15 protein-coding genes and 1 pseudogene are annotated in these 20,625 nt (G+C 33.6%); 9 read left to right on the plus strand and 7 right to left on the minus strand.

The window, feature by feature from the left end:
- Positions 1-133: 133 nt before the first annotated feature.
- From CAI20_RS04570 to CAI20_RS06855, 6 genes are all read left to right on the plus strand, one after another.
- Positions 134-871, plus strand: coding sequence for an ABC transporter ATP-binding protein (locus CAI20_RS04570; RefSeq protein WP_007302769.1), 738 nt, complete (start codon positions 134-136; stop codon positions 869-871).
- A gap of 140 nt (positions 872-1,011) precedes the next feature.
- Positions 1,012-1,179: a twin-arginine translocase TatA gene (tatA, locus tag CAI20_RS04575; protein ID WP_006013840.1), complete on the plus strand. Its 168-nt coding sequence runs from the start codon at positions 1,012-1,014 to the stop codon at positions 1,177-1,179.
- 126 nt (positions 1,180-1,305) lie between these two features.
- Positions 1,306-1,959 (plus strand): exopolysaccharide biosynthesis protein, encoded by a 654-nt coding sequence (locus CAI20_RS04580; RefSeq protein WP_149168877.1) that lies wholly within the window; start codon positions 1,306-1,308, stop codon positions 1,957-1,959.
- A gap of 114 nt (positions 1,960-2,073) precedes the next feature.
- Positions 2,074-2,730 carry an exopolysaccharide biosynthesis protein gene (locus CAI20_RS04585; RefSeq protein WP_007302767.1) on the plus strand — a complete coding sequence of 219 codons (657 nt, stop codon included), beginning with the start codon at positions 2,074-2,076 and terminating at the stop codon, positions 2,728-2,730.
- Entirely contained in the window at positions 2,723-4,117 is a 1,395-nt protein-coding gene (gene cysS / locus CAI20_RS04590) for a cysteine--tRNA ligase (RefSeq protein WP_012481729.1), read from the plus strand. The genes CAI20_RS04585 and cysS overlap by 8 nt, the downstream gene beginning before the upstream one ends.
- Positions 4,086-4,499 (plus strand): YqaA family protein, encoded by a 414-nt coding sequence (locus tag CAI20_RS06855; RefSeq protein ID WP_012481730.1) that lies wholly within the window; start codon positions 4,086-4,088, stop codon positions 4,497-4,499. Before cysS ends, CAI20_RS06855 begins: the two co-directional genes overlap by 32 nt.
- A 30-nt stretch (positions 4,500-4,529) precedes the next feature.
- Here the strand turns inward: CAI20_RS06855 and CAI20_RS04600 are convergent, their stop codons facing one another.
- The 7 genes and pseudogenes from CAI20_RS04600 to hemJ all read right to left on the minus strand — a co-directional run bounded on the left by CAI20_RS04600 (position 4,530) and on the right by hemJ (position 13,938).
- Positions 4,530-7,463 (minus strand): YhdP family protein, encoded by a 2,934-nt coding sequence (locus CAI20_RS04600; RefSeq protein ID WP_149168878.1) that lies wholly within the window; start codon positions 7,461-7,463, stop codon positions 4,530-4,532.
- Complete coding sequence (gene rnhA / locus CAI20_RS04605; protein WP_007302764.1) at positions 7,456-7,893, minus strand: ribonuclease HI; 438 nt, start codon at positions 7,891-7,893, stop codon at positions 7,456-7,458. The genes CAI20_RS04600 and rnhA overlap by 8 nt, the downstream gene beginning before the upstream one ends.
- A 175-nt stretch (positions 7,894-8,068) precedes the next feature.
- Positions 8,069-8,956 (minus strand): heme o synthase, encoded by an 888-nt coding sequence (locus tag CAI20_RS04610; RefSeq protein WP_007302763.1) that lies wholly within the window; start codon positions 8,954-8,956, stop codon positions 8,069-8,071.
- Position 8,957: 1 nt separating this feature from the next.
- Positions 8,958-10,507 (minus strand): annotated as a pseudogene (gene ctaD, locus CAI20_RS04615) (cytochrome c oxidase subunit I).
- A 15-nt stretch (positions 10,508-10,522) separates the two neighbouring features.
- Positions 10,523-11,287, minus strand: a complete 765-nt coding sequence (gene coxB, locus CAI20_RS04620; protein WP_007302761.1) for a cytochrome c oxidase subunit II — start codon at positions 11,285-11,287, stop codon at positions 10,523-10,525.
- A 556-nt stretch (positions 11,288-11,843) separates the two neighbouring features.
- A complete protein-coding gene (locus CAI20_RS04625) occupies positions 11,844-13,355 on the minus strand; it encodes an HlyD family type I secretion periplasmic adaptor subunit (RefSeq protein ID WP_007302760.1) in 1,512 nt (503 codons plus the stop codon).
- 154 nt (positions 13,356-13,509) lie between these two features.
- Positions 13,510-13,938 carry a protoporphyrinogen oxidase HemJ gene (gene hemJ, locus CAI20_RS04630; protein ID WP_012481732.1) on the minus strand — a complete coding sequence of 143 codons (429 nt, stop codon included), beginning with the start codon at positions 13,936-13,938 and terminating at the stop codon, positions 13,510-13,512.
- Positions 13,939-14,003: 65 nt separating this feature from the next.
- On the opposite strand from hemJ, the gene pdhA reads away from it, so the two are divergent.
- The 3 genes from pdhA to CAI20_RS04645 all read left to right on the plus strand — a co-directional run bounded on the left by pdhA (position 14,004) and on the right by CAI20_RS04645 (position 19,946).
- The gene (gene pdhA / locus CAI20_RS04635) at positions 14,004-14,984 is read left to right on the plus strand and encodes a pyruvate dehydrogenase (acetyl-transferring) E1 component subunit alpha (protein ID WP_007302758.1); all 981 of its coding nucleotides are present in this window, start codon (positions 14,004-14,006) and stop codon (positions 14,982-14,984) included.
- A gap of 205 nt (positions 14,985-15,189) precedes the next feature.
- Positions 15,190-16,611 carry an Asp-tRNA(Asn)/Glu-tRNA(Gln) amidotransferase subunit GatB gene (gene gatB / locus CAI20_RS04640; protein ID WP_007302757.1) on the plus strand — a complete coding sequence of 474 codons (1,422 nt, stop codon included), beginning with the start codon at positions 15,190-15,192 and terminating at the stop codon, positions 16,609-16,611.
- A gap of 11 nt (positions 16,612-16,622) precedes the next feature.
- On the plus strand, positions 16,623-19,946 hold the full coding sequence (locus tag CAI20_RS04645; protein ID WP_149168879.1) for an ankyrin repeat domain-containing protein: 3,324 nt from the start codon (positions 16,623-16,625) through the stop codon (positions 19,944-19,946).
- Positions 19,947-20,625 lie beyond the last annotated feature (679 nt).

A 20,625-nucleotide genomic window follows, 5' to 3' on the forward strand; every position in this document is an offset into this window, starting at 1 on the left:
GCAAAATTATAGCAAAAAGTCTCGCATTTTTCTAGGCACCCTGTACAATTAATTCACAATAATAAAAAATATTTCTGTATTTCTTGAATGTAATACTGTTATATTTAATAATACGATTCCAATTGAAAGATTAATGCTAGTTAACAATATTAGTTACTTTTATAGTAATCAAGATGGCTTTGCTTTAAGCAACATCAACATTCAAGTGAAGAAAGGAAGTGTTGCCTGTTTACTAGGTCATTCTGGCTGTGGCAAGTCAACAATTCTAAAATTAATCGCAGGAATAGAAAATCCAAAATCTGGAACCATTGTTATAAATGATAAATTAGTTGCAAGTAACAAAGTGTCAATTGCTATAGAGCGTAGAAATATCGGATTGATTTTTCAGCATTCTGCATTATTTCCTCATAAAACAGTAATAGAAAATATAACTTTTGCTATTTGCAGTACTTCTAAGAAAGAAAAATACCTTACTGCATTGGAAATCTTAAAGCTATTTAATATAGAAAAATATGAAAACATGTACCCTCATGCTTTATCAGGAGGACAGCAACAATTAGTTGCAATAGCAAGAGTAATGGCGCAAAATCCTGATGTTGTTTTGCTCGATGAACCATTTTCTAATTTAGATATACTGCTCAAATATCGAATAAGGCACCATATATTGTCACTTTTTAGAAGCAAAAATATTCCTGTACTCATGGTAACTCATGATCCGCAAGAAGCGTTGAAAGTTGCAGATTTTATTTACGTGATGAAAAATGGTAAAATTATTCAATCAGGAGTTCCTAGCTACATATACCACAGACCTAAAGATGATACGTTAGCAAAATTTTTTAGTGAGCTTCCTTTTACTCTACAGCTAAACTAAACTTAATGTTAGGCTAAAACTATTATAAGATAATTAAAAACTCTTGATTTATAATTTAATAAAAGTGATATAATTTATGTATCACTTGGCTTCAGTCAAGTTTTAATACCTAAAAGTTAATATTTTCAACGGAGGTACAAATGAGTTTAGGTCCATGGCAGCTGTTTCTAGTCTTAATAATAATCTTAGTTCTGTTTGGTGCAGGTAGGTTACCACAAGTTATGGGTGATTTAGGCAAAGGCATTAAAAACCTTAAACAAGAACTTAAGGATTCAGAGAAACTATCATCTAATGAACCAGATCGTTAGCTTCCTTATGTTTCGTGACACGCACTAAAGTGCGTGTCATTTGTTTAAACAAGGCTAAAGAATTGAAGAGGTATGATTGAAGTACAGTAATAATTATGTTAGTTAGAATGTTATTAAAGGTTAATCGTGGAAGAAAGTGAGAAATTGACTGAAGATAAAAAATTGGCCTCTGATATTCTAAAAGAGGTTGCAGATACCAATAACAACGATAGTGATAAAGTAACATTGTTCGACATCAAAACAGCTTTACATGAGCGCGGTTTTGGTATTTTAATAATCATCTTCTCTTTACCGCTATCAGTACCTATACCTGTTCCACCTGGCTATACAACCATTCTTTCTATACCTTTAATCTTATTTTCACTGCAGCTTCTATTTGGGTTTGATTCTCCTTGGATGCCTCATTGGCTAGAAAGGAAATCTTTTCAACGTTCAACACTAGCTCTCGTGGTAGAGAAAACTTCACCTATATTAAAAAAAATAGAAAAGTTCATGAAACCAAGAATGTCTTTTATTTTTCTTGGTCCGGGTGAAAAGATTCTAGCTTTTATGATGTTGCTTTGTGCAATAATAATAGCTCTTCCATTACCTTTTACTCACTTCCTTCCTGCAATTGGTATAACTCTTATTTCACTCGGCATTATGGGTAAAGATGGATTTTTATCTACGTTAGGAGTGTTAGTTTCATTCTGTGCGTTATTGGTTACCCTTATTGTAATAGTTAAAGGACCAAAACTTATAGCCGGAACACTTTCTCTTCTTAAAAGCCTTATAACTTAAAAGCTTTACAACACTTTAATAAAAGAATGAAGTACAGCATGAAATGAATAATCGATATTGAAATATAGCAATAACTATGTTAGTTAGAAGTTATATTGTTATTAAAGGGTAACTGTGGAAAAAAGTGTGAAATTGACTGAAGATAAAAAATTGGCCTCTGATATTCTAAAAGAGGTTGCAGATACTAATAATAACGATAATGATAAAGTAACATTATTTGATATTAAAACAGCTTTACATGAGCGTGGTTTTGGTATTTTAATAATCATCTTCTCTTTACCGCTATCAGTACCTATACCTGTTCCACCTGGCTATACAACCATTCTTTCTATACCTTTAATCTTATTTTCACTGCAGCTTCTATTTGGGTTTGATTCTCCTTGGATGCCTAATTGGCTAGAAAGGAAATCTTTTCAACGTTCAACACTAGCTCTCGTGGTAGAGAAAACTTCACCTACATTAAAAAAAATAGAAAAGTTCATGAAACCAAGAATGTCTTTCATTTTTCGTGGTCCTGGTGAAAATATTTTAGCATTTATAATGCTGCTTTGTGCATTATCGATAGCAATCCCACTTCCTTTAACTAACTTCATTCCTGCAATTGGTACAACTCTCATTTCACTGGGTATCATGAGCAAAGATGGATTTCTCTCTATAATGGGAGTATTAGTATCATTGTGTGGGTTATTACTTACTCTTGTCGTAATAGTTAAAGGACCACAGCTTATATTTGGAGCATTTTCTTTTCTAAAAAGCTTTGTATATGGTTAAGCTTTACAACACTTTAACAAAAAAAAAAGAGCCCTTTACACCGATCGATAAAGATCATATAAAAATGTACGTTTGTGGGCCAACAGTATATGATACAGCACATATAGGTAATGCACGTTCTATTGTTGTTTACGATGTATTATTTCGACTGCTTAAATTTTGTTATGGAAAAGTTACTTATGTGCGTAATATAACCGACATCGATGACAAGATAATCAATGCAGCAAATGAGAAAAATAGTAATATAGAAAGCATTAGCAAATATTACACTAAAACTTTTCATGAAGACATGGAAAGCATAAATTGTGCAGAACCAACATATGAACCAAAAGCAACGGAAAACATAGATAACATTATCAAGTTAATTGAGTCTTTGCTGCAAGCTGGTCATGCTTATGAATCCAATAAACATGTATATTTTAGTGTAGAATCTTACCCTGAATACGGCGTTTTATCAGGAAAAAAAATTGATGAATTAAACTACGGTAGTAGAGTTGAAGTTGGTGAAAATAAAAAACACCCAGGAGACTTCGTACTTTGGAAACCTGCAAACGAAACTGACTATAAACTTTCAAGTCACTGGAATAGTCCATGGGGAGAGGGAAGACCAGGGTGGCATATAGAATGTTCAGCAATGTCATATGCTTACCTTGGCAAAGATTTTGACATTCACGGTGGGGGTATAGACTTGCAATTTCCTCATCATGAGAATGAAATTGCACAGAGTAAATCTGCATTTGCTGAGTCAACGTTTGCAAAATATTGGGTACACAACGGGTTTCTTACGGTAAATGAAGAGAAAATGAGCAAATCCTTATTTAATATAGTCAAAGTAAGGGATTTGTTAGATAGTGGAATAAAGGGTGAAGTAATACGTTATGCGCTGCTTAAAACTCACTACAGAAAACCACTTGATTGGACAGAAAATGTTATCTCTGAGTCGCAAGAAACTTTAAACAAGTTTTATCGGTTATTACGTAGTACATGTATTGAGGAAAGTGATACAGAAGTCTCTAAAGATTTTATAGAGGCTTTGAAAAACGATTTAAACATTCCTGAAGCTGTAGCCATATTGCATGAAATGGCTACAGAAATCAATAAGACAAGTAATGAATATGAGAAGCTCAAATTAACTAAGAAGTTTGTTAAAAGCGCAAGGTTCATTGGTATTCTTGAGTCAAGTTATCAAGAGTGGTTTGCAAGTGGTGTGAGTCATCAAGAAATAGAAAGGTTGATAGACTTAAGAAAAGTAGCAAAACAAAATAAAGATTATGATACTGCAGACAAAATAAGAGAGCAATTGAAACAAATGGGGGTTACAATTTCTGACAACGAAGATGGTACAACAACTTGGTATGGAAAATTATCTCCTATTGTTTATAGATAGCCTAGTATCATCGCTTATCTTACCCATACATCAAGGTTTTGTACTTTACACTATGTTATGCTTTAGGTCAAACTACGATCAACTACTTATATTACTTTTTGGAGTATTAGGATCCAGTCTTGGTGGAATAGCTAACTGGTATTTAGGTAGAATAACAATTTTTATCAGAAGATCACATCACAAATTAGAGAATGAAGACAAAACACCAAAAATTGTAAGGCACCTACTGATTTGTGCAGTTGCATTGCTTTCGTGGGTACCAGCACTTGGAAGTGTGACTCAGATTTTATCCGGTTACTTCAAGTTAAACCTTTATATTCTTGTTCCCTTAATTATTTTATCTAACTTCCTCTGTTTGTTGTATCTAACGTTTACCATCTAACTAAACATCAATAAACAACTTTTCTTCTGGTCATATTGAGCTAAATTTCTTCTTCAAACTACCTTTTAAAATGCTTTTATTACTTTTTGTCATAATACGATCAAATACTCCTAATAACCTCTTAAGTAAGCTTGGGGTTAGCGAAGAGATAGGATTAACAGATACGTTGTTGTTTTTATCATCACCATTTGCTTTGTAGTCTATTGAAATAATCCCCCTACTCTTTCCACCAGTCAGAAGTTTTCCGATTATAGGGATTTTCAACAAAGATTTGTTAATTGAGTATGCCGGTATTACTTGTCCTTCAACCTGGAATTTATAACCCTTAATATCGAGCGTACCACTAGTGCTAATGCCTAGTTCCGCTCCTTCAAGCCAAGATTCTTCAATTTCAACAGTGCCATCTTTATATGAAAAAGGTGCATTACACTTATAAAAATGTACACCTTCGTTCTTTATAGCATTTACAATACCAGGCAGTGAAGACATTGATAATAAAGTGGTAAGCAGTGGAGCATCTTTGATATAGAAATTGCTGATAGATAACATACCATAATGTTCTCCATTTTCTCTCTTAGAAGATAGATAAAGAGATAATTTGCCATTTTTAACTGATTTACCAATACCTAAAGAACGCAAAAGCATACCTGAATTATCCGAATATATTTCAAGCCCTATTTCACTATGTTCTACTAGTATATTACTGTTATCTTCTAAAAACTGTCCTGTGAATTGACTTCCACTACAATCACCTTTAGCACAAGTTACATTTAGCTTAGCATCTTTTATGATAATTCCTTCTTTCATAATTATATTATCAACATTCATAGTAACTTCTATTTTGTTATTTAATCGATTACTATCTTTGCCAAGTAAACCTAACACATCACTTAAGTTGATTTTCTCACCGTGAATAGTTATGGCATTTTTCTCCTTACCTGATTCAATTTCTATACTAAAATTATTATCAGGTAATTTAAAGTTGCTAGAATTTAAATATAGATTTCCATTTTCTACTCTTCCGCTAAATTTTATGTCTAGATCATTTCCTACAACATCTAGTTTATCTATTAGTAACTTACCTACTCCTTTTAGCCTTGTAGAAAATAAAACTTCATTGTGATCTTCAAAATGGTTTTTCCACCCTAAGTAGCTTGAACGCAACTCGAGCTCTGATAAATCTATATTACCATTAACATACCCTGTTTTGTCTTGATACATTACTGACTCTATATTTGCATTGATATAGCCATCACCGAAATTAAGTATTTGAGCAGGCAAATCTCCAGTCAAACTCCAGGCAAAATTTTCATTTTTATTGCTACTTTTGAGGTCAAATAGCAGCTGTGTATTATTTACCATACCACTGCCATTTAAATCAATAAAATCTCCGCCGAAATCAAGCTTAATCTCATATTTACCAAGACTGCCATTATACGCGACAAAATTATCAATTTCAGAATGAAATTTGGCTAAAAAATCTACTTTTTTATCATCAGCATTTAAATTAAAAATGTGAAAACTGAATACAGATTTTGCTATTCCACCTATACTGTCCCTTGTAATCTTCATCATATCATCCAGCTTAAATTTTATAGGTTCATATAACCCATAAGCATCACTTACAGCCTGACCATTAATTGTGAGAACAGAATCCTCTTTATTAAGAGATTGCATCTCAATTTCGCCACCATCAATATTGAAATTCTGGAACTTAGCGCTATTTACAATAATTTTGAGATTGTTATCCTTGAGGGTTAACTCACCGTTCAAGTTCTCTACTCGTTCAAAATCCTCATCAAATTGAACGCTGCCATTTTCTATATCAGCAACAATTACAATACCTGACAGATCATCATTTATTAAACTATCGATTTTACCGTTAAAACTTATAATTGTATTTATAATATTCCCATCAATATTATTACAATACCACTTTCTAAATTCATTGTTCACTAGACCATCTGGTACATAAGTACATAAATCTTTTGCAACAAGTTTACTAATATTAACTCTAAGCAAAGCATGATTTGTGCCAAAGTTCATTTTACCAATCAAAGAAAGGTAAGTATCATTTAACTTAAAATGAAAGTTTTTTATGCTAATGATTTCATCACTATATGTCAAATTTACATTTACATTAGTCAAGGCTAAGTTTTTACCTGAGTGACTCTCTGTATTTAACACGTATATGTTTCCGTCCACAACTTCATCCTTTCCATTAATTCTAATTGAAAAGTTTCCTTTGAATCCTATTTCTTTGTCCAAATTGTAACTTTTAACTAGTGTGGAAAATTCGTTAAATAGCCCCAACTTTAGGTTATAGAATGTTCCATAGAAATTTAGTAAATTATTACGGTTTTTTATCGTAATGGATAAATCATCTAGAAACCCTTTACCTTCTTTTGTATGGACACGAATATCCAAAACATTGAAATCTTCCCCCTTCCCTACATATACTTTATCAATAAAAAATTCACCTTCCATGCTTTTATTGATAGCAATGTTAGTAATTTTAATCCTTGAGTCTGCATTGAAGTAGAAAAAAAATTTTCTTATTGTCTTTAGCAGATTTTTTGTACTACTCATCTTCTCTGTCATTACAGATGTTATCTCTTTGCTCTCCTCCCTCTTGATATATATGTGTACATTATCAGCTAAAACCTGAGAGAACTTTTTGGAACTTAACTTAAAGTGTACGAAAAGCTCAGGAACTTCTATTGTAAAATCAGGATTTGTTATTTTTAAATCTGTAATGACTAGCTTGCCATCTTGATGCCAAATAACCGAAGTACTCTCCATGCTGACATCCGAATTGGTAAATATCTTTAATATTTTTTTCTTTATATAAAAATTAATATAACTAATATTGATTTCTAGAGGTCCCTTACCTTTAAAAAAGATAAAGAAGCAGGATATAAATAATAAAATTATAGAAAATGATATAGTAATTTTTTTAAGCATTGATTATTGCTTTTCTTGCTAGAATATCAGCTTCCTCATTGTATTTGTCACCATTATGCGCTTTCACCCAATTCCAATTAATTTCGTGTTGCAAAGCAGCATTATCTAATTCTTTCCATAATTCTATATTTTTTACTGACTTCTTATTACTTGTCTTCCAGCCGTTCATTTTCCACTTATTTATCCATTCTGTTATACCGTATTTAATATAGAGGCTATCCGTATACAAACTGATATTACAAGGAAATTTTAATACCTTCAGTCCATTGATCACTGCTGTTAACTCCATTTTATTATTTGTAGTATTTTCTTCTCTACCACAGATGTTCTTTCTATGATTTTGAAATAATATGATTGCTGCCCACCCTCCTGTCCCTGGGTTACCAGAGCATGCTCCATCTGTGTATATTGTCACTTCCTTTTTCTTCATCTTTAACTGTAGTGAATTAATAAAGTATATCGTTGCTTCTATAAAATCACAATTTTTATAGATATAGAGGCAATTTAAGCCGCACCTTTAAATTTTATTATGGAAATAAAAAAAAGTGCTACAACGAGCATTATTAGAAGAGAAAGTAAAAGATAGTTTTTATGTTCTTTCATAGTTAAAATAAGTCAATAGAACAAAAAATAATACTAGCAAATAGAGAAAATAGATAAGAAATTGAGTAAGAAAACATTTTTTTCTGCGAGCTATGATTCTTAAGCCTTATAACTGATATGGCAAACCAAATAAAAACGCAACCTTCAATAATTGCCATACTGAGGTAGAATAATGACTTTTTCAAAAATAGTGCTGGGAGTAAGCTAGTTAATACCAACAATATACTATAAATTAATATATGTTTTCTTGTCTTTTTCGGTCCATGGATAACATTAAACATTGGTATCGATGCTTTTACATAGTCCTCAGATCTATTTAAAGATAGAGCCCAAAAATGTGGTGGAGTCCACATAAAAATTATTAAAAATAGAATAAAACTTTCCCAACTTACAGAGTCAGTTACAACCGCCCAGCCAATCATTGGAGGAAAAGCACCTGCTGCACCACCGATAACGATATTCTGCGGAGTACGCCTTTTTAGCCAAATTGTATATACGAAAACGTAAAATAATATGCTAACTGCAAGTAAAGCAGCAGAAATATAATTTACTGCTATTGCCATGATAAATACTGACAATATTCCAATAGTTATGCCAAACTCAAGCGCGCTTTCTGCAAAAACTCTACCTGAAGGTATAGGACGATTTTTTGTCCTCTCCATAACCAAGTCTATATCTCTGTCATACCACATATTTATTGCACCTGCAGATCCTGAACCAAGAGCAATGCACATAAGAGATATTAGTGCAAGGAAAGGATGAATGCTACCTGGTGCAGCAACCATTCCAGCAATTGCAGTAAACACTACAAGGTACATTATCCTTGGCTTCAGCAAATGCCAAAAGTCCAATATTGTCGATTCAACGTTTAACAAAGCACTTATATACACTTTATTTTACCACTGGTGGCTTTTCGAAAGTATGAAAAGGTGGTGGTGAAGATACCGTCCACTCTAAGGTATCACCCCCCAAGGATTATCTCCATTTTTTTTGCCCCACTTAAAGAGATGTATAACTATAAATACAAAAAACATAACTGAAACAAAGGACATATATGAGCCAATTGAGGATATATAATTCCAAGGGATAAACGCGTCGGGATAATCAGGTATACGCCTTGGCATACCTGCTAATCCCAGGAAATGCTGGGGTAAGAAAGTGACATTGGTGCTAATAAAAGTGAGCCAAAAGTGTATCTTTCCTAAACACTCGTTATATTGCTTACCTGACATTTTGCCTATCCAATAATAAAAACCGGCGAAAGCTCCAAATAATGCAGCAAGCGACATGACATAGTGAAAGTGAGCAACGACATAATAGGTATCGTGCAAAAGCTTATCTATTCCACCGTGAGAAAGAATTATTCCGGTTATACCACCTCCAACAAACATGAAAATAAAACCTAATGCAAACAGCATTGGTGTCTTCAATTCAATCGCTCCACCCCACATAGTTGCAATCCAACTAAAGACTTTTACACCAGTTATAACACCAATGAAAATTGTGCTAGTGCTAAAAAATATAGCAGCATCCTCGCTAAGCCCAACAGTAAACATATGGTGAGCCCAAACCATGAAGCCAAACGTTGCTATTCCTATCATGGCATAAACCATTCCCATATAACCAAATACTGGCCTATGAGAAAAAGTTGACACAATCTGACTGATGATACCAAATGCAGGAAAAATAATTATGTAAACTTCTGGATGACCAAAAAACCAAAACAGATGTTGAAATAACACAGGATCACCACCACCAGCAGGATCAAAAAAGGAGGTACCTATATTACGATCAGTGAGCAGCATAGTTATAGCACCAGCAAGTACCGGTAAGGCAACAATTAACATAAATGACGTGAGTAAAATAGACCAAACAAATAGTGGTATCTTAGTTAGTGACATACCTTTTGCACGCATATTGAATATGGTAACTATAAAGTTGATCGCCCCAACAATTGATGACATACCAGCAACATGAAGTGCAAGTATAGCAAGATCAACTCCTGCACTTGGGTGAGACATGATTTGCGATAGAGGTGGGTATAAAGTCCATCCTGTTCCAGGACCTTCGCCAGCAAATACCGAGAGGATAAGCAAAATAAAAGATGAAACTAACAACCAAAAACTTAAATTATTCATACGAGGAAATGCCATATCTGGTGCACCAATCATGAGAGGTACGAACCAATTACCAAATCCTCCCATTAAGGCTGGCATTATCATAAAAAACACCATTATTACCGCATGCCCTGTAATCATTACGTTATATAGCTGGTAATTATTGTTAAGTATATTAATGTGCATTAGCTGAGTACGAATAATTACCGATAATAATCCACCAATAATTCCAGCTAATATGGAAAAAATAATGTATAGTGTCCCTATATCTTTGTGATTAGTAGAAAACAGCCAACGTCTTATACCTTTTGGTACATCACTCATATCTATACTCCAAACTTAACTTACTAATTTTTTATCTTCAATCCACTTATTAAAATCTTCTTTACTCACTGCTTCAACAACAATTGGCATAAATCCATGACCTTGACCACATAGTTCATAACATTGCCCATAATAAATACCGGGCTTTGTAACGTTAAACCATGCTTCATTCAGCCTACCTGGTATTGCATCAATTTTTATACCAAAAGCAGGTATTCCCCAGCTATGTATTACATCTCCTGCTGTCACTTGTAAACGAATATTAGTATTGATAGGTAAAATAACGTTATTATCAACAGAGAATAGTTTTAAATCTCTTTCGGTAAGGTCTTCTTTTCCTTTTATATAGCTGTCAAATGAAATACCTTGATATTCTGGGTACTTGTAACTCCAATACCATTGATGACCAATAACTTTTAGTGTTATGTCAGCTTTTGGCACTTTCTCCTGTAGTTTAATTAATTCAGCATTTTTAAAAGCCAATACCCCAACAATAATCGTTGGTATAACAAACCAGATAATTTCTACAAAGATATTATGAGTTATTTTACTGACATTTTTCACTTTGCCCTTACGAAAGCGAAATACTACATAAGCAAGCAGGGCCCATACAAAAAGCATAATTGCAATCATTACACTCATCACAAACGAATGTGACTTAACTACAACCTCCATTATCTCAGTTGCAGGCGCAGGAAATCCAAATTGCCAAGAAGTAGGAGCAGAAGCAATTGATATATTTGAGTAAAACATTATCAATAATGCAAGTAACTTCACCATATTTTTTGCTGTAAAACTAACTGTATAATAATATATATACACTTACTATGCAAACAGAGATTATAGAATTTACACAAGTGTTTTGCTAAATATTGAATCAAAAGTAAATGATGATTAATGTTTTTTTAGCATTTAATAAATATAATAATACGATACTAACTTGAGGAAAAAGCATTTACATGAATCTATTTTAAGTTAAAATATTATAATATTTTAAGTTAAGTATTTACTTTAAGGAAGTTCTATAATAAGTTTAATAGTGTCTGTTATTGCTAATAACCCTCTAGCCTCACACCTAAAAGCAGTAACAGACACTATTAAACTTTAAGTAAGTTTGCCTATTTATAATTCATTGAGGTAAAAATCTTACTAATTCCTTTAATTCTATTATACAGCTGAGTTTACTAATTAACCTTTAATGTTTACGTTAGCATTTGCATCTTAAATCAAAGATTTACATGTTATAGAAAATAATTATAAAATAATACACTACTTGTGTGTAAATTTTTTTGCATATCAAACTCTGTAAACAAATTTTCTAGAAAAGCCAAATAAATTATCTCTCTATGAAAGATCTATCGAATGTTGCAATTATAGGTGTAAACAAGAACGATAAAAGAGTGCGAGATTGAGTAACTATATATACTTCTACTGGCATACCAGGATATAGGTATACGTTTTTAAATTGAGCAAGTTCTGATTTTGGTATCACCACTCGCACTGAATAATAACGCCCCATCCTTGGATCATCAAGAGCATCAGGGGAAATATGGTTTACTATACCGTTAATTAAACTTAAGCGACGTGCACTATAAGCGCTCAGCCTTACTTTAACTTTCAGCCCTTCTAGTCCGTCGATAGAGACTATATTGCTATCTTTCTTTTTTGCTGACAGTATCTCTTCTATGTTTCTGGTTAGAACTTTAGCATCTATTATTAGATCATCATCTGATGGTACTATACTCAGGATTGGGACTCCAGATTGTATAACACCACCTTCAGTGTGGTATCTTATATCTGTAACTATACCATCTTGAGGTGATTTAATTATTGTACGTGCTAACGAATCTTCAGCAACCATCAGCCTCTCTTTTAAGTCTGCAATAGATGTATTAACTTCCTTAAGCTCAGCATTTGCTCTTTCTTGAGCATCATTCTTCACATTTATAATCTCTAACTCATTTTCTCCAATCTTTTGCTGTACTTGAGATATTGCAGAACGGTAATGTCCAACTCTACCCTCAATTTCAGCAAACTGTTTTTCTAAAGCTAAAATGTGTGGTTTGCTTATATGGCCACTATCAAGTAATTGTCTTTTTGTTTCTAACTCCTCAGTTATCAAGTCATATTGCTTATGGGCTGCATTTAGTTGAAAATTTAGCCCTGCTAATTCATCATTTAACTGCTTTATACGTTGTTGCAGTATGTCAGTTTTTCCTAATATACTCTTTCTCTGAGAGTTGAACAACTTTACCTGATTCTTTATCGCTTTATTTACAAGTTCATCGTTAGATAATCTTTTAACCTCATCAGAAAATTCTAGCGTATCTAAGTCTCCCCTGATTGCAATAAGTCTTGCTTCAGTTGCCAAAAGTGATAAGAGTTTTTCTTTAATTATACTCAAATTTGCCTTTTCGTTAACATCACTTAATAAAACTAAAGGCTCATCTTTTTTAACTGCTTGACCTTCTTTTACTAAAATTTTGCTTATTATTCCCCCACCCAAGTGTTGCACTATTTTTCTATTTGAAGAGACAATAACTTCTCCACTTGCATGCACTGCTCCGTCAATTGGAGCTATAGCTGACCAAATACCACCTATTCCAAAAAAGATGAATATCACCACTAAACCAAAAAATAGTGGTCCCCATGTGACTTTTAGGACTTCATTTACGTTATTACTCTCACGTTTAAAAATAAAATTTATCATCGCATCAATCCATGCGAACGTCTTATCCAAAAATTGATATTTCTTCTTTCTATTTCCTGCCCTTTGCATATCTATATCATCACTACCAATTAGGCCTGTCAAAGAAAGTCCAGCACTAAGCTTTTTTAACTTACTCATTATAATACTACTGCGAATTCTTGTTAACCAGGATAACACACAAAAACAAAGAATCTATACCTTAAGTACTTTACTTAGACTACGGAACATCAGAATAAACTATTTAGTAACAATTCTTATACTCCATTCAATGGTTCATCATTAGGCTAGAAAATCAAAAAGGTTTTACAATAACCATAATAACTATAATTATTATTAACACTGTTACTGCTTCGTTTAAAACACGAAAATAAACGTGAGTTTTCTTATTCAAGCCCACTGCAAAATTTTTCCTATGCTTTGCAAGTAGGACATGAATAGCAAACATTAAGAATAATGCTAGCGCTTTTACATGAAACCACCCTTCGCGATATGCTTCCCTAATAATCATTAGCATAATTCCAAAACTAAGGGAGAAAAGCATTGCAGGGTTTATGATATATCTAAGGAGTCTCTTCTCCATTATTTGAAGTAAGCTGTCATTTTCTGACCCTGGTTTTACAGATGCATGGTAAACATAAAGCCTTGGCAAATAGAGCATACCTGCCACCCACATAATTACAGAGATAACGTGAAAAGCTTCAAGCCAGTGATAGTAGTCCATATAGATAGTATTATAAAATGTTAAAGATTTCTGGTATGATCTCAGTTTAATAAAAGAAAGTCAATATGAAAGCAGGAAATTTCACTAAAGAGCAAGTGATTGGGTTCTACAGAAAAATGCTTCTAATACGCAGATTTGAGGAAAAAGCAGGACAATTATACGGAATGGGATTAATAGGCGGATTCTGTCACTTATCAATAGGGCAAGAAGCAGTTGCAGTTGGGACTCAAGCTGCATCAAAACCTGGTGATGCTTTTATCACAAGCTATAGAGACCATGGCTTAATGCTTGCATGTAATTCTGATCCAAATGTTGTGATGGCAGAACTAAACGGCAAAGAAACAGGGTGTTCAAAAGGTAAAGGTGGCTCCATGCACATATTTGATGTTGAAAAAAATTTCTTTGGTGGACATGGAATAGTAGGTGCACAAGTCCCAATTGGTACAGGAATAGCATTTGCTAATAAATACAAGAAAAAAGATAACGTTGTATTCACATATTTTGGTGACGGTGCTGCAAATCAAGGACAAGTATATGAATCATTTAATATGGCATCTTTGTGGAAGTTACCTGTGGTTTATATCATAGAAAATAACGAATACGCAATGGGAACTTCTGTGCAAAGATCAACTTTAGTAACTGAACTATATAAAAGAGGAGAGAGTTTTGGTATTCCTGGAAAACAAGTTGATGGAATGGATTTTTTCTCTGTCTATGAGGTAACAAGTGAAATAGCTGAGCACGTACGTGGGGGAAAAGGACCTCTCTTGCTTGAAATGAAGACATATCGATATCGTGGCCATTCGATGTCAGATCCTGCTACTTATCGCACAAAAGAAGAAGTTGAAGATATGAAGCAAAATCATGATCCTATAAGTAATTTAAAGCAGTATATGAAAGATAATAAAATAGCTTCTGATGAAGAATGCAAAGCTATTGATAAGGAAATACGAGACTTAGTAAAAAAGTCAGAAGATTTTGCTAAAAGTAGTAAAGAGCCAGAGATTGATGAGCTGTATACTGATGTTTATAAATTTGTTAGCTAATCAGTTGCCATCAAAATTATGTTTTGGCCTACTATAGATATTTTTTGGCAGCACTTAACTTTATTATATAACAGCCTAGTCAATAGAAACTGTAGTAACTCTTATATTATTGATATACACCGCTCTTGGATCATAGGTTAAATGAGTTTTATTTGACTTTTTGTGCTAGTTTGCAGAATATAAAGTTATTAATTGAATAAAATACATGACAAAAGAAAACTGGGAGACAGTAATTGGACTTGAGGTACACGCTCAGGTTTCTTCTAAGACAAAGCTATTTTCTAGTTCACTAACGGAATTTGGCACTGAGCACAATACTCAAGTTTCTCTAGTTGATGCAGCAATGCCAGGTACATTGCCAATATTAAATTATTTCTGCATAGAGCAAGCAATATGTACCGGTCTTGCAATTTCTGCAGAAATTAATAAATGCTCTTACTTTGACCGGAAAAATTATTTTTATCCCGATTTACCACAAGGTTATCAAATAACCCAGTTCTTTGAGCCAATAGTTAAAAATGGTAAAGTGTTTATCAATAATAATGAAAAAGAAATAAGAATCGCAAGAATTCACTTAGAGCAAGATGCAGGAAAGAGTATTCATGAAGAAAGCAAAACTTACGTAGATTTAAATCGTGCAGGGGTTGCTTTAATGGAAATTGTTTCAGAGCCAGATCTTCGTTCATCTGCAGAAGCTGCAGAATTCATGAAAAAATTGAGGCAGATTTTGCGTTATATCGGTTCATGTGATGGTGATATGGAAAAGGGGTCGCTTCGCTGTGATGCAAATGTTTCTGTTCGCCCAAATGGTAGTAGTGCATTTGGCACCCGCTGTGAAATAAAAAATTTAAATTCAATACGTTATATTGTACAAGCTATAGATTATGAAGCACAAAGGCAGATCAAAATTTTGGAAAGCGGAGGAGAAATAAGTCAAGATACCTTATTGTTTGATGTCACTTTAGGAAAAACAAAAGTGATGAGAAGCAAAGAAGATTCAAGTGACTATAGATATTTCCCTGAACCTGATTTGCTACCTGTTGAAATAAGCCAAGACAAAATTGATTCTATTAAATCATCTTTACCCGAGTTACCAGATCAAAAAAAATTGCGGTACATTAATGAATTAGGTATAAATGAATACGATGCAGACGTTATCACTTCTGATAAAGCAACCGCTGATTACTTTGAGGAATTAATAAAAAAGCATGATTCAAAGATTGCAGTTACCTGGTTAACCGTAGAGCTTTTCGGTCGTTTAAACAAAGCAAATATTGATATTGTTAGCTCCCCAATTAAAGCAGATGCTTTGTCCGAGCTCCTCGACTTTATCGTCGATGGAACGATCTCTGCTAAACTTGGCAAACAAGTTTTTGATATTATGTTTGAAACTGGCAAACCTGCGTCTTTGATTATAGAAGAACAGGACCTCAAGCAAATAACCGATAGAGATCAAATATCGGAAATTATCGACACAATCGTCAATAACAACCAAGATAAAGTTCAAGAATACAAAAGCGGTAAAACAAAACTATACGGATTCTTTGTTGGCGAAGTTATGAAATCCACTAAGGGAAAAGCCAGCCCTGATGTCGTAAACTTGGTTTTGAGTGAAAGATTAGGGTAAAAACAGGGGTAATGTATCTAGAAGATGATTCTAATTATGGGGGGTTCAAACGCCCTTACCCTGGTATTACCTTCCAAGAGTTATTGATCGTAATATCTCTAATGCATGAGATGGATATAACATCTCTCATGTCTAAGATGGGTAAAGAATATTCTTTCTCCATAGACACAGAGTTAGAGCCAGTTCAAGGTTTTGATGATATTGTTGTCCGGCATGAGCAAAATAAAGGTATAGTATATGAGTTTACACAAGTTAAACACAACCAAGATGGAACTAAAAAAATCAGTGTAGGTAGCTTATTAACAAAGAGTGGTAAGTTTAATTTGTTGAAATACTTTATTGCTTATTTAAAGATCAAAAATAATGCAAAGTTTAGTGGTGGAACAAAGCATTTTCTTTTTGCTACGAATATGGATCTTGATTCACCATATTCAATACAACACGAAGTAAGAAATCTAAGAGCAATGTTAAGTGGAGAAAATAAAGGAAAAGAACTTTCATTTGTAAGAATAGACACAAAAGATGAGTTTCTGGATATAGGTGATAGTGCAAAATATAGAATTAGTGATTCAGATGGTAGTATTGCTCAATACTTGAAACAAAATATGGATTTTATAAAGCGTAAGATAGGTAAGGAAGTCAGCAATAAAGAGATAGAGGACTTTTTAAATGAACTGGTGTTCGTCGTTAACTTACCCCATGAAGCTCAGCTAAGAGAATTATTGCTAGGTGAGTTGAGTAGTAGGTTGAACAAAAAGTTTGGCTATATTGGTGACAATCAAATCTTTTGTAATAATCTTCTAAAAAAAATATCAGACTGGGTAAAAGATATAAAAGCGCGTCCTTTTTCGCACAAAGAGGGAGAAGAGCTTTTTCGAGAAATTGAGCAATTTCCTAAGACTTTAAGTGAAATAGAGAGAGAAGTAAAAAAAGGGAATAAAGGAATAGATGAAATAGTAGAACAACAGCGTAAGGATAGTAAAAAACTGCATGAAATACATGTAGCTGTAACAGCACAAAATAACAAGCAGATAGAGGAGCCTATTTGGTTTAAAATAATAGAGCCAGTTGCATTTTTTACTGGAAGAAATAGTGAATTAAAAGCCTTACATGATGCACTACAAAGGAGTACGGGCAGACAAGCGGTGATATTGCAGGTTGCTACTATTAGTGGCCTTGGAGGAGTGGGAAAAAGTGAGTTAGCTAGGAAATATGCTTGTGAATATAAAGAGCATTATGATGGTAATCTTGTATGGGTAAATGCAGGAACACAAAAGGATCTTGAAGAATCGTTTAAAGGATTAGCTAAGGAGTTAAATAGAAGGTTACCTGAAGGTTCGAAAATTTTTATTACAGATGAAGATACTGAACAAGAAAAGGGAATCAGATCTATTATTAAGAGTGTATATAGATATTTTAAAGATGTAAAAAGTCTTTTTATTTTCGATAATGCAAGAGAATATAAATACATTAGAAAGTTTTTACCTTCATCTTTACATTCTAGACATAAAAAACCTTATGTTTTAATTACTTCTCATGATCAAAAATGGGATTCGGTAGAAGAAGGAGATATAAAAGTAATACGGTTAAATGAATTTTGTAAAACAGAAGCTTGCGAGTTTGTTAAAAAAGCTTTGAACATAGAGGACAATTTACAGGATCAGGAAATAGAAGAATTAACAGAAAAGCTGCAGTATGTTCCCTTGGCTTTAAAACAAGCAACCGTATATATTTGCAACAAAAATAAAAAATCAAAGTTGAGAGGTTATGGAAGATTTGAGGTAAGTGATTACTTAAAGGAGTTCCAACAACATACAAGAAAGTCACTTAAAGAAGGAGATTGTGAAGGCGAAGATCGTTATACTGAAGCAGTTTCAATAACTTGTACCATTACGATGACACATATACAAAAAGAATACGGCTGTGAAACGTTGAATATTCTGGAGATAATGGCCTACCTTGCTCCTGACAAGATTCATATAGAAGAAGTCTTTTCAAAGTTAATAGCAGAGGATAAGGAAAAGTTATGGAAGGCTGTTGAACTACTCGATAGATATTCAATGATTGACTTGAAAGAGGAAGTGGCAAGTATTCACAGAGTAGTGCAGGGAATAACTAGATTAAAATTACAAAAGGAGGGCCAAGAAGAGGAAGTTCTAAGGAAAGCTTTGGAATTGATAAACAGTGGTGGTTTAGCACAAGGTAGTATGAGCCATATTGCATTTGTATGGGGATACGCAAGTACATACGGTAAGTTGATTGATAACTTTTACTTTCACTCATTTTATGTATATGGAGGAACACTGTTTATAAGGAAAAGCACCCCTTTGCACTTGCTTGCTGAAAGTGGTGATTGTAAAGCAATTAGTGCAATAATAACACATATAGAAAAATATTACCCAGGTGAATTGGTAAAAATTGTTAATGTTAAGGACAATCACGGTCAAACTTTGTTGCATATTGCTGCTAAGAGTGGAAATTTGAATGTAATGAAATGTCTAGTCAATAAAGGTGCTAGCACTAATACTAAAGATAAATATTATAATACTCCATTGCATTCAGCTGCTTACGCTGGGGAATTGGATATAGTAAAATACCTGATTATTAAAAATAATAACATTAATGCTAAAGGCGAATATGGCAGGACTCCATTACACATTGCTGCTATAAATGGAGATCTAGATATGGTGGAATATCTAATCAAAAGGTATGCTAATATTGACGCTAAAGACAATTGTGGTATGACTCCATTACATTTAGCTGCTGACGTTGGGGAATTGGGTATAGTGGAACACCTAATTAATGAGGATGCTTATGTTGATGCTAGGGACGAACACTACAGAACCCCATTATTTTTTGCTGCTGAGAATGGAAAATTAAATGTAGTGAAGTGCCTAATTGAAAAAGGTGCTAATGTTAATGCCAAGAATGAATATGGCGAAACAGCATTACACCGCGTTGTCTATAGGGCTACCTTTAGTGGAGATTTAAGAATAGTAGAGTATATAATCAATAAGGGTGCTAATGTTAATGCTAAGAACAGAGATGGTAGAACTCCATTACACTACTCTGCTTTATCTGGGAGCTACAATATTGCAGGATGCCTTATTCGAGAAGGTTCTGATGTTAATGCTAAGGATAAAGATGGCAACACTGCACTACACTTGGCTGTTATTAGGCAAAAGGTTGATATAACGAGGACGCTACTAAAACACAATGCAAACGTTAACGCTAGAAATAATTTAGGGAATACAGTACTGGACTGTGCAGTTGATAACTTCCAAGAACTTGTGGAGTTGCTTTTAACCCATGATGAAAGTGTTGAAGTAGCTTAAGAGAAAATTATTTATCTGTTTATTTTTACGTCCCAAAAATGTTTAACAAAAGTGTGTCAAACTGAATTTTTAGTTTAACTCAATTTTCAATAGATTTCTTGCATAAACAGGTGTCATCCCAGCTGGAACCCAATATCTGGATTCCAGTGTCACGCGCTGGAATGACATCAACTTTTGAATTCGAGTTATGCAAGAAATCCAACATATTAGGAACGACAATATCAGGTTGAGATGTAGTTCATATGTAAAGGTAACCTCTACTTTTCCTCAGCTTTCTTTCTAGGCTCTGTAAACAAAATTTTAAAGAAGCCATATAGTGTAGCTAGAGACATTTTTAGTCAACTGAGTAATTTTGTTCCTCTAGCCTGAGGTCAAAATAAATTTGAATGGGTTTCCCAGTACGTCAACAAGTGCATGAACTTTAGTCGCAAATCCCCGTCCTCAATTAATTTGACCTGCTAACATTTTGTACACAGAGCCTAGCTCTTTTGCTATTTGCTTGACTTGTTTCTTTACATAGCTTCTAATTTAAATTCTGCTGTCTATTCTCTTTCATTCATAACCTTTTGCAAAACGTTTTTGCTTTCTTCTCTGCTGGTCACTATTGCTTATATAAAGCAAGTACAGTACTGAATGATGTTGCAAGCACTCAGTTCGGCAATATTATCGATTTAAGACG

This window comes from Wolbachia endosymbiont of Chrysomya megacephala (assembly GCF_008245065.1).
In the GTDB taxonomy this organism is placed as follows: domain Bacteria; phylum Pseudomonadota; class Alphaproteobacteria; order Rickettsiales; family Anaplasmataceae; genus Wolbachia.

Bases quoted from the DNA above. Each gene is read 5' to 3' on its own strand.
- CAI20_RS04570 (WP_007302769.1), top strand. From the start codon at position 134: ATGCTAGTTAACAATATTAGTTACTTTTATAGTAATCAAGATGGCTTT.
- coxB (WP_007302761.1), bottom strand. From the start codon at position 11,287: ATGGTGAAGTTACTTGCATTATTGATAATGTTTTACTCAAATATATCA.
- hemJ (WP_012481732.1), bottom strand. From the start codon at position 13,938: ATGGACTACTATCACTGGCTTGAAGCTTTTCACGTTATCTCTGTAATT.
- CAI20_RS06855 (WP_012481730.1), top strand. From the start codon at position 4,086: ATGGAAAATTATCTCCTATTGTTTATAGATAGCCTAGTATCATCGCTT.
- CAI20_RS04625 (WP_007302760.1), bottom strand. From the start codon at position 13,355: ATGAGTAAGTTAAAAAAGCTTAGTGCTGGACTTTCTTTGACAGGCCTA.
- gatB (WP_007302757.1), top strand. From the start codon at position 15,190: ATGACAAAAGAAAACTGGGAGACAGTAATTGGACTTGAGGTACACGCT.
- cysS (WP_012481729.1), top strand. From the start codon at position 2,723: ATGGTTAAGCTTTACAACACTTTAACAAAAAAAAAAGAGCCCTTTACA.
- tatA (WP_006013840.1), top strand. From the start codon at position 1,012: ATGAGTTTAGGTCCATGGCAGCTGTTTCTAGTCTTAATAATAATCTTA.
- rnhA (WP_007302764.1), bottom strand. From the start codon at position 7,893: ATGAAGAAAAAGGAAGTGACAATATACACAGATGGAGCATGCTCTGGT.
- CAI20_RS04600 (WP_149168878.1), bottom strand. From the start codon at position 7,463: ATGCTTAAAAAAATTACTATATCATTTTCTATAATTTTATTATTTATA.
- CAI20_RS04645 (WP_149168879.1), top strand. From the start codon at position 16,623: ATGTATCTAGAAGATGATTCTAATTATGGGGGGTTCAAACGCCCTTAC.
- pdhA (WP_007302758.1), top strand. From the start codon at position 14,004: ATGAAAGCAGGAAATTTCACTAAAGAGCAAGTGATTGGGTTCTACAGA.